Origin of the sequence: Amycolatopsis benzoatilytica AK 16/65, from assembly GCF_000383915.1 — a bacterium.
Lineage (GTDB): Bacteria > Actinomycetota > Actinomycetes > Mycobacteriales > Pseudonocardiaceae > Amycolatopsis > Amycolatopsis benzoatilytica.
Genome location: NZ_KB912942.1, coordinates 3296014 through 3309476 on the forward strand (window position 1 = coordinate 3296014; position 13463 = coordinate 3309476).

Sequence of the window (13463 nt, forward strand, 5' to 3'; positions counted from 1 at the left end):
TTCAGGCTCCCAGCTGCAGGTCGCCGACTGCCTTGGCCCGGATCCGGGTGGCATTGCCGGGCAGGTACGGAATGGGCACCTCGTCGAAGTCGACGATGGCCACCGACGACGGGCTCGCGCCCGCCGCGACCGCGCGGTCCACCGCCTCCTGCTTCGCCGCGGCCACCACCTCTTCGCGGCGGCCGGCCTCGATCACGTAAACCCGGTCGACCTCGCCGCCGATCTGCGCGATCGCCGCGCCGATCGCGTTGGCCACCGCGTAGTGGCCCGGCCGGTGCACCCGGCCGGAGCCGGCGAGTTCGTCCGGCAGCAGCACCGAGCCGCCGCCGACGGCGACCACCGGGAGCGGTTCGGACGACGTGCGCATCCGGTCCACGACGTCGGAGACGTCCGCGGCGATCTTGTCCAGAGCGGCCCGCACGAACGCCCGGTCGAGATGCGCGACCAGCGACGGGTCGCCGATCTCGGCGCGGCCGGCGGCGACCGCGATGTCGGTCGCGGTCACCGTGTCTCCGCCGAAGACGAGCGCCTTCGAGGTCAGTTCGTAGCCGACCGAATCCGGTCCGACAGTCACGTTCGCCGCATCGCCGCGGACCCGGCTGCCGCCGCCGATTCCGATCGAAAGGACGTCCGGCATCCGGAAGTTCGTGCGGATCCCGGCCACGCTCACGTCCGTGGTCGCCTCGCGCGGGAAACCCTGCCGCAGCACACCGACATCGCTGGTGGTGCCGCCGACGTCGACCACCGCGCAGGTGTCCAGGCCGGACAGCACGGCCGCGCCGCGCATCGAGTTCGTCGGACCGGAGGCGAAGGTGGCGACCGGGTACCGGCGGGCGAAGTCGACGTCCATCAGCGTGCCGTCGTTCTGGCTCAGATACAGCGGCGCGGTGATGCCCGCGCCGGTGACCGACGCGGCCAGTCCGTCCACGATGTGCGCCGCCAGCTCGCGCAGCGCCGCGTTGATCACGGTCGCGTTTTCCCGCTCCAGCAAGCCGATCCGGCCGATCTCGTGGGAGAGCGAGATCGCGACGTCCGGCAGCTGGGCGGAGATGATCTCCGCCGCCCGCGCCTCGAACTCCGCGTTGACCGGCGAGAACACCGAGGTGATCGCGACACTGCGGACGCCGGCCGCGCCCATGTCGTCGGCGGCCTTGCGCAGTTCGCTCTCGTCCAGCTCGGCGATGTGCCGTCCGTCGAACTCGTGGCCGCCGTGCACCAGGTAGCTGCGCCCGGACACCGCGTCGACCAGCCGCTGCGGCCAGTCCACCATCGGCGGCAGCGAAGCCCCGGCGGGCAGGCTGAGCCGGACCGCCGCGGTCGGGGCCAGCCGGTGCGCCTCGACCAGTGCGTTGATGAAATGCGTGGTGCCGATCATGACCGCCCGCACCGACGCCGGGTCGAACGCCCGTTGCCGCTGCAGGCCGTCGATCGCGGCGACGATGCCCGAGGTGACGTCCTCGGTGGTGCTGGTCTTGATCGAGGCGAGCACCTCGCGGCCGTCCAGAAGAACCGCGTCGGTGTTGGTGCCGCCGACGTCGATGCCGATGCGCACGAAGAAATCTCCTTCCAGGGGCTCGGGGGCGGCAAGGCCGGTTCCGACCTGCCTTGCCGCTCCCGAGGGATCAGGCGGCCGGGACCGGTTCGGCGTCCGCGGTGCGGCTCTTGCCGACCCCGCGGACCAGGCCGAGCTTCCCGGCGGCCACGTACAGGACGAACGCGACGACGAGCGAGTTGATGCTGGGCAGGCCCCAGCCGACGAACTCGCCGAACAGCGCGGCGGCGATCCAGACGACGATCGTCGCGGGCACCCACACCGGGGCCTCCTCCGGAACCGCGCCGCGGGCCCGGGCCTGCGCCAACGCGCCGCGCCACTGCTTCACGACGAAGTACTCGGCGACCATGATCCCGGCGATGGGCGGGAACGCGACCCCCAGCACGGTCAGGAAGTCGGTGAACTTCGAGAGGATCCCGGCCGCGGCCAGCAGGCTGCCCACCACGCCGATCACCGCCGTGACCAGGCCGCGGTGCGCCCGCTTGCCGGTCACCGTGCCGATGAAGTTCACGACGCCGAGGCCGGAGGAGTACAGGTTCCAGTCGTTGATCTTCATCGTGCCCGCGATGACAATCAGCAGCCCGATCCAGCCGACCGACGAGGTGACGATCGTGGTGATCTGCGCGGTGCCGACCGCGTGCGCGAGCAGCACGCCGGCCAGCCCGATCACGTACTCGCCGAGCGTGACCCCGACCAGCGTCTGTTTCACCACGTCGCCGGTGGTGCGGTTGAACCGGGTCATGTCCGGGGTGATGACCGCGCCGACGATGAACCCGCCGGCCACCAGCGTGGTGCCCTGCAGCAGGGACAGCGGCGGGCCGGGCGGCGCGGACGAGACCAGCGCGCCCAGATCGTGCCGGGTCAGCTCGGAGATCACCGACCAGCCGACCAGGACCAGGAACGCGGGCACCATCAGGTACGCGGTCCACGCCATCGAGTGGAAGCCGCGGACCACGACCGCGGTCACCACCAGGCCGAACACCAGCGCCCAGCCCCATTCCGGCAGGCCGCCGACCAGCGAGGCCAGGCCCTGCGCGGACACCGCGGACTGGATGCCGAACCAGCCGATCAAGCTGATCCCGATGGCCAGCCCGATGAGCGCGGAGCCGCCCCGGCCGAACCCGGTCCAGCGCGCGATCATCGAGGTGGTCAGGCCCTCGCGGACGCCGATGACGCCGACGAGGATGGTGATGAACTCCAGGATGACCGAGCCGAGGGTGAACGCCAGCACGGCGTTCCCGAAGCTCATCCCGAAGCCGATGGTGGCGCCGAGCAGGAACTGCGAAAGCGCGGAGACCTGGCCGAACCGCTGGACAGCGACCGACCACCACGAGTAACGAGCGGAGTCAGGCACTCTGGTAAGCGCGTAGTCGTCGACACCGACTGCTGAGGCCATGGCGACCTCCTAATCCGGGAGGGGGACGGGTTCCTCAGACCGTAAGCAGGGCTTACGGCGAGGTCACCGTGCGATCCGCACAGTCTGACCGGCAGCACTGTGCGAATCGTCCGGTCACCCGATCAAGGCATGGACCGCCTGGTACGCGAACGCAGCCGCGCCGACGCCCGCTGCGACGCTCACGACGACATTCGCCGCCGCCGCGAAGTAGGACCGGCGTTCGACCAGCCGGACCGTCTCGTAACTGAACGTGCTGTACGTCGTGAGCGCACCGCAGAACCCGGTGCCGAGCAGCGAATACACCGCTGGGGGCAGCGCGGTTCCGGCGCCGGCGAGGCCGCCGAGCAGAACACAGCCGATCAGGTTGACGGTGAAGGTCCCCCACGGGAACAGGCTTTGGTGCCGGGACTGGACGGCCCGGTCGGTCAGGTACCGCATCGGTGCGCCGACGGCGGCGCCCAGGAACACGAGAACGACGGTCATCAGACGGCCACCTCCACCGGGACGAGCTTGCGCGTGACCGCGTGCCCCAGCAGGACCGCCAGCAACGCGGCCAGGAGCGTTCCGCCGAGGTAGAGGAAAGCCAGCGGCACAGTATCCGGCTGCAGGAGATTGCGCGCTTCGACGGCGTAGGTCGAGAACGTGGTGAAGCCGCCCAGGATCCCGACGCCGAGGAACGGCCGGACCAGCCGGTGCGCCGACCACGCCTCGGTGACCAGCACCATCAGCACGCCGATGAGGAAACAGCCGGCCACGTTGGTCCAGAACGTCGCCCACGGGAAGCCGCCGGACGCGGCCGGTACCGCCTTCGCGAGGCCGTACCGGGCCAGCGCGCCGAGGCCGCCGCCGAGCGCGATCACGCCGAGGACCGAGACATGGTGGCGGACGAGTTCCCGTTGCTGCGCGGGATCCCTGAGGTCGACATCAGGGTCAAGAGGCTCTTCAGGCACAGTCTTCTCCTACTCCACGGACCCGGAGGTCGCAGTTCGAGTAGGGACTGTTGGCGGCCTCGACCACAGTTGCCCGGCACTATCTCCCGGAGCGGCGAGCCCCACCGCCGCGCTGACCCGAGCCTACCGGATCACTTTCCGGGCTCCCGCAAGGCGGCCAGCGCCGGGCCGAACATGGTCGACTTGATCGCCTGGAGGGTGCCGCGGTCCTTGCCGGCCAGCGGGGCGACCCGCTCGATCGCCGCGGCCGGGAGGTTCTCCAGGCTTTCCGTCGCGTCGACCAGGCCGAGCGCGGCGGCCTGCGCTCCGCCGAACCGCTGTCCGGTGGTCATCGACGCGACCGCGGCGGCCGGGGTGAGCTTGGCCTGGACCAGCGCGGCCATGCCAGCGCTGAACGGAAGGTTGAGATCGGCTTCCGGGAAGCAGAAGTAGCCGCGGTCCGCGCGCATCAGCCGGAAATCGTGCGCCATCGCGAGCATCGCGCCGCCGCCGAACGCGTGGCCGTTCACCGCGGCGACGGTCGGCACCGGGAGGGACAGCACGCGGGCGAGCAGGTCGTGGATCGAGGCGACGTACTTGACGGCGTCGTCCGGATGGCTGGTCAGCCAGTCCAGGTCGAGACCGTTCGAGTAGTACTTGCCGCTGCCGGTGGTGACAAGGGCGGCCGGCTCTTTGCCCGCGGTGACGGTGTCGAGGTGGACGTGCACTTCGTCGAGCCAGGCCGGGGCGAACCGGTTTTCGTCGGCGCCGAAGTCGAGAACGTGGACTGGGCCGGTGGTGGTGAGAGTGGGCATCGCTGCTTAGTCCTTCCTGCGGGGCGGTGGCGGCGGGTTGAGCGCGAGTACGCCGCGAACGGCGGCGGCCAGGCGGTCTCGGGCGTGCTGGCTGGCTGGTCCGGTGGCCAGCTCGCGGCGCAGGAGCGCGGTCGGCAGGTCGACGACGCAGGCGGTGACGACTTCGACAGCCGGTCCGTCGCCTCGGTCCCAGAGCTGGCGGGCGAGCCGGACGAGGAGGCGGACGAGGCGTTTGTCCAAGGCGTGCAGGGATTCCACGAGATCGTCGGGCAACTGCGGGCCGAGCACTCGCCGCGACGGGATCGCGACCATCATCCGCGCGGCGTCCGGGCGGGCTTCAGCCACGACCGCCGAGGTGTCCGCCGCCGCCACGACTGCCTCGATCGGGTCGGGCGCGGCGTCGGCCAGGCGCTCCTGCTCGTCGAGGAAGAAGGTCGCGGCTCGCAGCCAGGTGCGGCCGACGAGCGCGGGGAGCGAGGTGAAGGCGTGATAGATCGAGCTGTTCGGGACGCCCGCCTCCTGCGCCAGCCGCCGGACGGTGAGCGCCTCGGGCCCGACGTCGGCGAGGAGTCGCTCGGCGGTGTCGAGGATCAGCTCGGGGTCGTGGATCCGAGGACGGGGCATGACGCCGAGCATAATGGAGCGCGTGTTCCAAAACTAGAGGGCACGTTGTCCGTGAAGGGAACATTGCGGGACTCAGAGTCCCTCAATGTTCCCTTCACGGACAAACGGGAACTCCGGGCCGGGATCAGTCGGCGATGTAGAGGCAGTCTCGCCCGTCCCGGGCCGGGACCTCCGGGTCGTCCAGCCACCGGCCGCCGTCGGCCAGGTAGCGGAAGCGCAGGCGGGCGCCCGGCGAGACCTCCACCGCGGCGGAGCGGGTGCCGTTCGAGCGTTTGCGCAGTTCGTGCCGTCCGGGCTGCCAGTCGTTGAAGTCGCCGACCACGCTCACCGGTCCGGGCGGAGCGTCGAGCGGCAGCACGAACGTCACCCGGCGCACCTCGGGCCTGCGGCCCCGGCTGGTCTTGATCACGCGTTTCCCCTTCCGGCAGGTGCGGTCGTTCTGAATCGTTTCATGACCGCCGCCGGCCACCCGGACGCGGAACGTGCCGCGTCCGGGTGAAAACCGGGGTCAGGTGGTGGAGACGTCGTCCAGCTGCTCGGCCGCCGGGCGGACCGGGAACAGGTCCCCGCCGGGCGGGACCGGGATCTGGCCGATCGCCGCGCGGGCCTTCCAGTCGCCGGCGTCGGCGGCCGCGTGCACGCTGTCGAGCGCCGCGTACTGGATGAAGTGGATGTCCGGCAGCGGCCACTTCTCCTTGCCGGTCGCGGCAGGCAGCAGATGATCGACCGCGGCGAAGATGCTGCCGCCCTTCGGGTTCCGGTACGCCCACAGGTTCACGCCGAGATGCAGGCCCAGCTGCGCGAGCCGGGTCATCGCGACCAGGTTGAACGTGTGGTAGTGGTAGGTCCGGGTCCGGGTGGACTCCTCCGGCTGGCTGCCGTCGGCGTCGATCTGGTGGTCGATCCGGGCCTTGCCCGAGTCGCGGACGATCTGCCGGGCCAGGTCCCGCTGCCCGGCGTAGCTCGCGGTCGCCGCGGTGAGCAGGTCGTAGAACGTGCCGTGGTTGTTGGCCGCCTTGGCCTCGTCGGTCCCGTTCTTGCTGGTGCGCAGCCACGTCAGGAAGTCGCCGGACCAGTCGCGGAACGCCTTGGCGTCGGCGGAGGACCAGCCGGGCGCGCCGGCGTCGAGGATCCGGGCGGCGTCGAGCACCTGGGTGAAGGTGTAGGAGAACTCGATGATGCCGATTCCGCGTCCGTCGGTCTGGCACGGGATGCCCTGCGCGAAGTTCAGGTTCGGGTTCATCTTCGTGGCCGGGTCGAGGAACCAGGTGCGCAGGTCGAGTGCTGCGCGCTGGGCGTATTCCTTCTTGCCGGTGTAGAACCAAGCGAGCGAGAGCTGGTAGATCGCGTTGAACGCGACCAGCCGCGAAGCCTTGTCCGGGACGTTCTTCATCTCGGGATTGACCTCGCCGTCACGGCTGACGTAGGGGCAGCCCTGCGGATTGTCCGGCGTCTTCGGCTGGCTCGGCCAGTAGTACGGGGCAAGGCTCAGGTAGTCGTGCTTGTCGCCACTGGGCGGGATCCGGTCCTTGGCCATGACCGTCCAGGGCCCCTTGGCCATCGCGTCGTCGGCCTGCTTCAGCAGATTCGACAGCGACGTGCGCAGAGTCCGGTCCCCGGCCAGCAGGCCGATCTTGTTGCCTGCCAGGTGCAGGCCGTCGAGCACGACCGGGTCCGGCACGCAGACGAACGAGCACGATCTCGCCGCCGGAGCGGCCGTCGCCGCGCCCGCGGCGGACGCGAGCAGTCCCGCGACCGTCGCGAAGACCGTCGCGACCCGGCGCAGGCGGGAAGAACGGGAAGGAGGCAGCACTGCAACTCCGTTCAGGTATATGAATGCTCCACAGATATGTGAACCAAGCTTGAATAGCCGAATGGCCCGCCTCCGTCAAGAGCGGGTCAGCCGCGCCGGACCGGGTTGCGGAGGGTGCCGATGCCCTCGATCTCGATGGTGACCTCGTCATCCGCCGCAAGCGTGACGTCCGGGCCGGGCACCGCGGATGTCCCGGTGGCCAGGACGGCGCCTCGCGGGAAATCGTCGCCGCGGTAGAGCCAGGCCACGAGATCGGCGAGCCGGCGATGCAACCGCGCGGTCGTCGTCTGCCCTGCCCACCTCGGTTCGCCGGCTCGCCGGATCGACACCGCGATGGCGAGCGCGTGCGGGTCCGGGATCTCGCCGGCGGGCACGATCCACGGGCCGGCCGCACACGAACCGCGGTACGTCTTGGCCTGCGGCAGGTACAGCGGGTTCTCGCCTTCGATGCTGCGCGAGCTCACGTCGTTGACGATCGTGTAGCCGGCGATCTCGCCGGAAGCGGTGCACACCAGAGCCAATTCCGGTTCGGGAACGTCCCAAGCGGAGTCCTGGCGCACGCCGATCGGCTCGCCCGGCCCGCGCACCCGCCAGCCGATGCTTTTGAAGAACAGTTCCGGCCGCTCGGCGTCGTACACCCGCGCGTAGACGTCGGCATCGCCGCTTTCCTCCACCCGCGCCTCGCGCGACACCTCGTACGTGACCCCAGCCGCCCACACCTCGGTGTCGTCGTCGACCGGTGCGCGCACTTCGCCCGGCTTGCCCGGCCGGAGGGCGACCGCGGCGATGGTTTCGCCGAATTCCTTGGCGGACAGGGCAAGCAGCGAGCCGAGCGTGGTGCCGGGCGGGAGCGCGCCGGTCGCCTCGCCGTCGGTGACCTGCCAGCCTGCCGCGGTTTTCGCCAGGCGGCGCATCAGTGCGAGTCCCTCGGGACGGCGGAACCTCGGGCGCCGTGCAGGAAATCGAAGTCCGCGCCTTGGTGCGCCTGAGTGACGTGCTCGCGATACAGCCAGGTGTAGCCGCTGCGGTACGGGCTTTCCGGCGGCGTCCATTCCGCGCGGCGCGCGGCCAGTTCCTCGTCCGGCACGTGCAAGGTCAGCTCCCGTGCCGGGGTGTCGAGAGTGATCCGGTCGCCGGTGCGCACCAGCGCGAGCGGGCCGCCGACCGCCGACTCCGGGCTGACGTGCAGCACCACCGTCCCGTAGCCGGTGCCGGACATCCGGCCGTCGCAGATGCGCACCACGTCGGTCACTCCGCGGTCGAGCAGCTTCTTCGGAATCGGGACGTTCGCGACCTCGGGCATTCCCGGATAGCCCCTCGGGCCTGCCCCGCGGATCACCAGAACGGTGTCCGGCGTGACCGGCAGATCCGGGTCGTCGGCGACGCGATGGTAGTCCTCGGCGGTGTCGAAGACCAGCGCCGGGCCGGTATGCACGAGCAACTCCGGCGAGGCCGCGGACTGTTTCAGCACCGCCCCGTCCGGCGCGAGATTCCCGGTGAGCACGGCGGTTCCGGTGCCGGCCGGCTGGAACGGCTCGGCGACGGTCGTGATCACCTCGTCGTTCCAGCCTTCCGCGGGTTCGGCCTTTTCGCCGCTCACCGTGCGGACGTCCCGGTGCAGGAGCCCCGCTTCGGCGAGCCGGCTGAGAACGACCGGCACTCCCCCGGCGTAGCAGAAATCCTCCATCAGGAACCGGCCCGAGGGCATCAGGTTGACCAAGGTCGGCACCGCACGGCCGAGATCGTCGAAGTCAGCCATGGAAAGAGGGACGCCGACCCGGCCGGCGAGCGCGAGCAGGTGGACGATCGCGTTGGTCGACCCGCCGATCGCCGCGTTGACCCGGATCGCGTTCTCGAACGCCTCCCGGGTCAGGATCGCGGAGGGCTTGAGGTCTTCCTCGACCATCGCCACGATCCGCTGCCCGGCGGCCTGCGCGGTCTCGAACCGGCGCGCGTCGACCGCGGGCCAGGTCGCCGAGCCGGGCAGCTGCATGCCCAGCGCTTCGGCGAGACAGGCCATCGTGGAGGCGGTGCCCATCGTCATGCAGTGACCGTTCGAGCGGGCCATGCAGCCTTCGGCGAAGAAGCACTCTTCCTCGGTCATCCGGCCGGCTTTGAGCTCTTCCTCGAACTTCCAGACGTGCGTGCCCGAGCCGACGTCGGCGCCGCGGAACTTGCCGTTGAGCATCGGGCCGCCGGTGACCATCACCGCGGGCAGGTCGACGCTCGCCGCGCCCATCAGCATCGCCGGGGTGGTCTTGTCGCAGCCGGAGAGGAGGACGACGCCGTCCAGCGGGTTGGCGCGAATCAGCTCCTCGACCTCCATCGCCATCAGGTTGCGGTAGAGCATCGCGGTGGGCCGCATGAGAGTCTCGCCGGTGGCCATCGTGGGGAAAGCGAGCGGGAGCCCGCCCGCCTGCCAGACCCCGCGCTTGACCGCCTCGGCGACCCGGTCGAGATGGACGTTGCACGGGGCGAGCTCCGAGGCGCTGGTCGCGATCCCGATCACCGGGCGGCCGTCGAAGACCTCGGGGCCGAACCCCTGCGACCGCATCCAGGACCGGTGGATCATCCCGGCCCGTCCGGTGGCTCCGAACCAGGCGGTGCTGCGGCGCTCGGGCATCGGGTTCCTTTCGGCCGGCTCTGCCGTTCTTCGATACCGGAAACGGCGGCTCCTGGCAATCAGCTGAGAATTCCCGCGAACCGGACACTTCGCGACCGGTCCGGGCGTTGGACGAGGTGAGACGGTTCCCGGAAACGCGAGGTGTGCGATGAGCCTGATCGGGACGCTGGTCGGATGGGTGCTGACCCTGTTCATCCTGGTGCTGGTGGTGCGGATGGTGCTGGACTGGACCCGGCTGGCCTTCACCGGACCGCCGTGGCTGGCCGACGTGCGCCGGCTGAGCCACCGAGCGACCGAACCGGTGATCGCCCCGGTCCGGAAGGTGCTGCCGCCGGTGCGAGCGGGCGGGGTGGGCATCGACCTGGCGTTCACGGTGGTGTTCTTCGCGGCGCTCATCGTGCGGTCGGTGATGTTCGCGCTGTGACCGCGGCCCGGAGGCGGGGATCCTCGAGCCGCGCCGGGCGGCGGGACAGCTGGGCGTGGCCGGTCGATGCCGAGGCAGCGCGCGAGGCCAGCGGGCCGGTGCCGGGGTTCAGCCGGAGTTGCCCGCGGTGACCGGGGCCGGTTCGTCGTCCGGGCGGCGGCGGCCGGTCCAGGAGTCGTAGCCGCGCATGAGGAAACGGTGGGCCGGGCGTTCGACCAGACGGGTCAGCGCCCAGCCGAGGACCACGCCGGTCGCGATCATGCCCGCGGTTTGCAGCAGCGGGTCGATGCCGAGGCCGGACAGCCAGTGCAGCACGAGGTAGCCGATGGCCTGGTGGATCAGGAAGACGCCGTAGGAGACGCCGGCGAACCACTGGATCGCGCGGCGGGCGAACGGCGGGACGAAGCGGTCCCAGTCCGGGCCGGCGGCGGCCAGCGAGATCACAGCGACGCCGACCGCGATGCCGATCGTCGAGCCCCACTCGACAGTGATGCCGGACGGGGTGACGGTCGAGCCGTGCAGGGCGTGGGCGGTCACGCACACCAGCTCCAGCAGCACGAATTCCGGGGTGGAGAGCCGTTTCGTCGACCAGAGCCGGACAGCGACGCCGGCGACGAACAAGTGCCAGCGATGGAACCCGAAGCCGTCGACGACGAAGCGGTACCACTCCGGCGGACCGGCGACGCGGAACGGCCACTGCAGAAGCGGGACCAGTACCGCGGCCCAGAGCAGGCCGTGCAGCTTGCGCCCATGCCCCCAGCTGCCCCGGTACAGCAGCGCGGCGACGGTGAACGCCATGAGCTGCAGAGGAATCGTCCAGTGCGAACCGTCGAGGAACGGGTAGGCGGCGGGCTTCCAGTTCCAGAGCATCAGCAGGTTGGCGAAGAGGTCGCCGGCCTTGGGCACGAACCAGCCCTTCGGCGACAGGTAACGCAGCACGAAGAAGATCACCACGACCGCGGCGAGGAACGGCGGCAGCAGCCGCGCGATCCGCCCCCACCAGTACCGCCCCAGCGACCCGCGCCCGATCGTGACGGCGGCGAAGTACGCGGAGATGACGAGCAGCAGGCTCGCCCCGACCTGATGCGGGAACACCAGCCGCCGCGGCCCGAGCTCCGGGTGGAGGGCGACGCTCAGGAAGGTGGCGTGGTAAACGAGCACCAGCAGGACGCACCCCGCGCGCACCAGGTCCCAGCTGATTCGCCGGTTTCCCGAGGACACGCTAACCGGACGAAACGAGGACACGCGCGACACCGTAACTGGTGGACTTCCCTCCCCGGGAAGGGCCCCTCGGGGCGGCCGGGAGTCCCGAGGCCGGGTAGACGGGCCGACGCGGGGCGGGACGCCGGGAGCCGGAAAGCCGTGCCGGGAGGGGTTTTCTCGCCGGAAGGCGCTGGTCGGACCCGGGTTGGCGCAATGGGCGGCGAGCGCGTTCGGCCGACTGTTTTTGTGGTACGGGGCGGTCGCTTCCCGGCGAACGAGACGGTTTGGCTTGCCGGGCAACCAATATTTGACTTTTGAGTGTGACGACCAAGCGCCCGCTTGGTCTCGGGCGCGAAGTGTGGGCCAGGTGCGGGTTGAGCCAGGGGTGGACTGGGCCAGGTGCGGGCGACCGCCGGGCTGGCACCGATCGCAGGCTCGCGGCGGCGAGCCAGGCCGGTCCCGGGCCACCCCGGTGGCGGTCGCGGCGGCCGCGGTCCGCGCTAGCGGACGCGGGCACGGTGGCGGCGGACGCGCAAGCGGGCGCGGTGGCGGCGGCGCCCCGGTCGGCGGCGCATGCGTGAGCAGGCGCGAGCCGCCCCGATGGCGGCGCTCAACCCGGTACGGACAACAGGAGCGAGACCCGAAGGCCTGCGCTCGAACCTGCCTCTGCGGAGGACGGCGCAGAACGACACGGCGACCAGGGACGGGAGCCGGCATCGAGGGTCGGCGGACACCTCTCGACCGGAGCGGACGAGAAAGACCGGATTGGGTCAGTCAGGCACATCGCAGCCGCCCCGGGCGGTCGGGCTCGCATCCGCCGGCCCGACCGCCCTGCCGTCAGCCGAGTGCCGGGAAGCCGTTCACCCCGCTCCGGTGAAGTCGATCTCCTCCGTCGTCACCGTCCCGGCGGTTCGGCCCGGCGCGGACTGGTGGCTCCAGTACATGTTCGTGTGCGAGATGACCTGTGCGGGCGGCGGCGCGCCCCAGGTGGTCAGATCCTCCGTAGTGTGCGCATCGCTCACCAGGGTCGCGTCATAGCCGCGCGCCAAGGCGCCGTGCAGCGTCGAGCGGATGCACATGTCCGTCTGTGCGCCGCTCACCACCAGTTTGCCCACCTTCAGGTCCGCCAGCACCGACTCCAGCGTCGTGTCCTCGAACGAATCGCCGTAGGTCTTCTCCACCACCGGCTCGTTCTCCGACCTCACCAGCTCCGGGACGATCTCCCATTCGGCGCTGCCGGGCGCCATTCCCTCGTTCGAATGCCGCACCCACACGATCGGAACCTCGGCCTGCCGTGCCTTCGCCACCAGCGTCGCCACGTTCGCCACCACCGCGTCCCGCTCGTGATTTCCCGTCACGACGCCGTTCTGCACGTCCACCACCAGCAGCGCGGTATTCGGCCGGTCGGTCAGAGTGGTCATCGGCAACCCCTTTCTCCCAGGTAGCGTTCACGCTAGACCACACCCCCGACAGAAACCGGCGAATCAGTCCGGACGGAGGGCGTCGTGCGGGGACGCCGGGCCGAGTTCCGACTCGAAGCGGGACAGCACCAGCGCCAGCAGGGCGTTCAGGTCCGCCAGGCCCTTCTCCCCCAGTGCATCGGCGAACAACGCCCGCTCCCGCTCGGTCCGCTTCTTCGTCGCCGCCGCCCAGCGGGCCCGGCCTTTCCGGGTCAGCCGGATCGGCCGGCTTCGGCCGTCGGACGCGGTGGCGACGCGTTCGATCAAACCCGCTTGCTCCAGGCGGTTGATCCGCACCGTCACGGTGCCGGACGTGACGCTCAGCAGGTCGGCCAGCTCCTTCGGCGTCAGCACCGCGGCACCGGACCGATGCAGGGCCGAGAGCGCTTGCCAGTCCCCCGCACTGAAGCCGTACTCCTTGGCCACCTCGCGCAGCACCAGCTCGAACTGCCGCGACAGCCGGCCGATCCGCTGCCGCGCCGCTTCGACCGGCCCCTCCACGCCGCCGGGCATCGCGGCCAGCCAGGCGGACAGGCCGGCCCCCACCGAATCCGGTTCCACTGGACACTCCCTCGATACTCAAGGTAGTTTGATTTGAGTATCAAAGTAACTGATCCGGAGGAG

14 protein-coding genes are annotated in these 13463 nt (G+C 70.6%); 1 reads left to right on the forward strand and 13 read right to left on the reverse strand.

Features of this window, described 5'->3' with window-relative positions:
• Position 1 precedes the first annotated feature (1 nt).
• The 10 genes from AMYBE_RS0115145 to AMYBE_RS0115190 form a co-directional block, all read right to left on the reverse strand.
• Complete coding sequence (locus tag AMYBE_RS0115145) at positions 2–1552, reverse strand: hydantoinase/oxoprolinase N-terminal domain-containing protein (RefSeq protein ID WP_020660236.1); 1551 nt, start codon at positions 1550–1552, stop codon at positions 2–4.
• A 70-nt stretch (positions 1553–1622) separates the two neighbouring features.
• Positions 1623–2948, reverse strand: coding sequence for a purine-cytosine permease family protein (locus AMYBE_RS0115150; protein WP_020660237.1), 1326 nt, complete (start codon positions 2946–2948; stop codon positions 1623–1625).
• 114 nt (positions 2949–3062) lie between these two features.
• Positions 3063–3431, reverse strand: coding sequence for a fluoride efflux transporter CrcB (gene crcB, locus AMYBE_RS0115155; RefSeq protein ID WP_020660238.1), 369 nt, complete (start codon positions 3429–3431; stop codon positions 3063–3065).
• The gene (gene crcB / locus AMYBE_RS0115160; RefSeq protein ID WP_084470019.1) at positions 3431–3898 is read right to left on the reverse strand and encodes a fluoride efflux transporter CrcB; all 468 of its coding nucleotides are present in this window, start codon (positions 3896–3898) and stop codon (positions 3431–3433) included. Before crcB (AMYBE_RS0115160) ends, crcB (AMYBE_RS0115155) begins: the two co-directional genes overlap by 1 nt.
• A 131-nt stretch (positions 3899–4029) precedes the next feature.
• On the reverse strand, positions 4030–4692 hold the full coding sequence (locus AMYBE_RS0115165; protein WP_020660240.1) for an enoyl-CoA hydratase/isomerase family protein: 663 nt from the start codon (positions 4690–4692) through the stop codon (positions 4030–4032).
• A 6-nt stretch (positions 4693–4698) separates the two neighbouring features.
• Entirely contained in the window at positions 4699–5316 is a 618-nt protein-coding gene (locus AMYBE_RS0115170; protein WP_027927667.1) for a TetR/AcrR family transcriptional regulator, read from the reverse strand.
• Between the two features lie 124 nt (positions 5317–5440).
• On the reverse strand, positions 5441–5725 hold the full coding sequence (locus AMYBE_RS0115175) for an isoamylase early set domain-containing protein (protein WP_027927668.1): 285 nt from the start codon (positions 5723–5725) through the stop codon (positions 5441–5443).
• Between the two features lie 99 nt (positions 5726–5824).
• A complete protein-coding gene (locus AMYBE_RS0115180; RefSeq protein ID WP_020660243.1) occupies positions 5825–7129 on the reverse strand; it encodes an alginate lyase family protein in 1305 nt (434 codons plus the stop codon).
• Positions 7130–7215: 86 nt separating this feature from the next.
• Entirely contained in the window at positions 7216–8043 is an 828-nt protein-coding gene (locus tag AMYBE_RS0115185; RefSeq protein WP_020660244.1) for a fumarylacetoacetate hydrolase family protein, read from the reverse strand.
• Positions 8043–9752 (reverse strand): IlvD/Edd family dehydratase, encoded by a 1710-nt coding sequence (locus AMYBE_RS0115190; RefSeq protein WP_020660245.1) that lies wholly within the window; start codon positions 9750–9752, stop codon positions 8043–8045. The genes AMYBE_RS0115185 and AMYBE_RS0115190 overlap by 1 nt, the downstream gene beginning before the upstream one ends.
• 148 nt (positions 9753–9900) lie before the next feature.
• Between AMYBE_RS0115190 and AMYBE_RS0115195 the strand changes: the two genes are divergently transcribed.
• Entirely contained in the window at positions 9901–10176 is a 276-nt protein-coding gene (locus AMYBE_RS0115195; protein WP_020660246.1) for a YggT family protein, read from the forward strand.
• Positions 10177–10284: 108 nt separating this feature from the next.
• On the opposite strand, the gene AMYBE_RS46145 is transcribed toward AMYBE_RS0115195, so the two are convergent.
• The 3 genes from AMYBE_RS46145 to AMYBE_RS0115210 all read right to left on the reverse strand — a co-directional run bounded on the left by AMYBE_RS46145 (position 10285) and on the right by AMYBE_RS0115210 (position 13400).
• Positions 10285–11421 carry an acyltransferase family protein gene (locus AMYBE_RS46145; RefSeq protein WP_245573198.1) on the reverse strand — a complete coding sequence of 379 codons (1137 nt, stop codon included), beginning with the start codon at positions 11419–11421 and terminating at the stop codon, positions 10285–10287.
• 818 nt (positions 11422–12239) lie between these two features.
• On the reverse strand, positions 12240–12800 hold the full coding sequence (locus AMYBE_RS0115205) for a cysteine hydrolase family protein (protein WP_020660248.1): 561 nt from the start codon (positions 12798–12800) through the stop codon (positions 12240–12242).
• Positions 12801–12863: 63 nt separating this feature from the next.
• Complete coding sequence (locus AMYBE_RS0115210) at positions 12864–13400, reverse strand: MarR family winged helix-turn-helix transcriptional regulator (protein ID WP_020660249.1); 537 nt, start codon at positions 13398–13400, stop codon at positions 12864–12866.
• Positions 13401–13463: the final 63 nt, after the last annotated feature.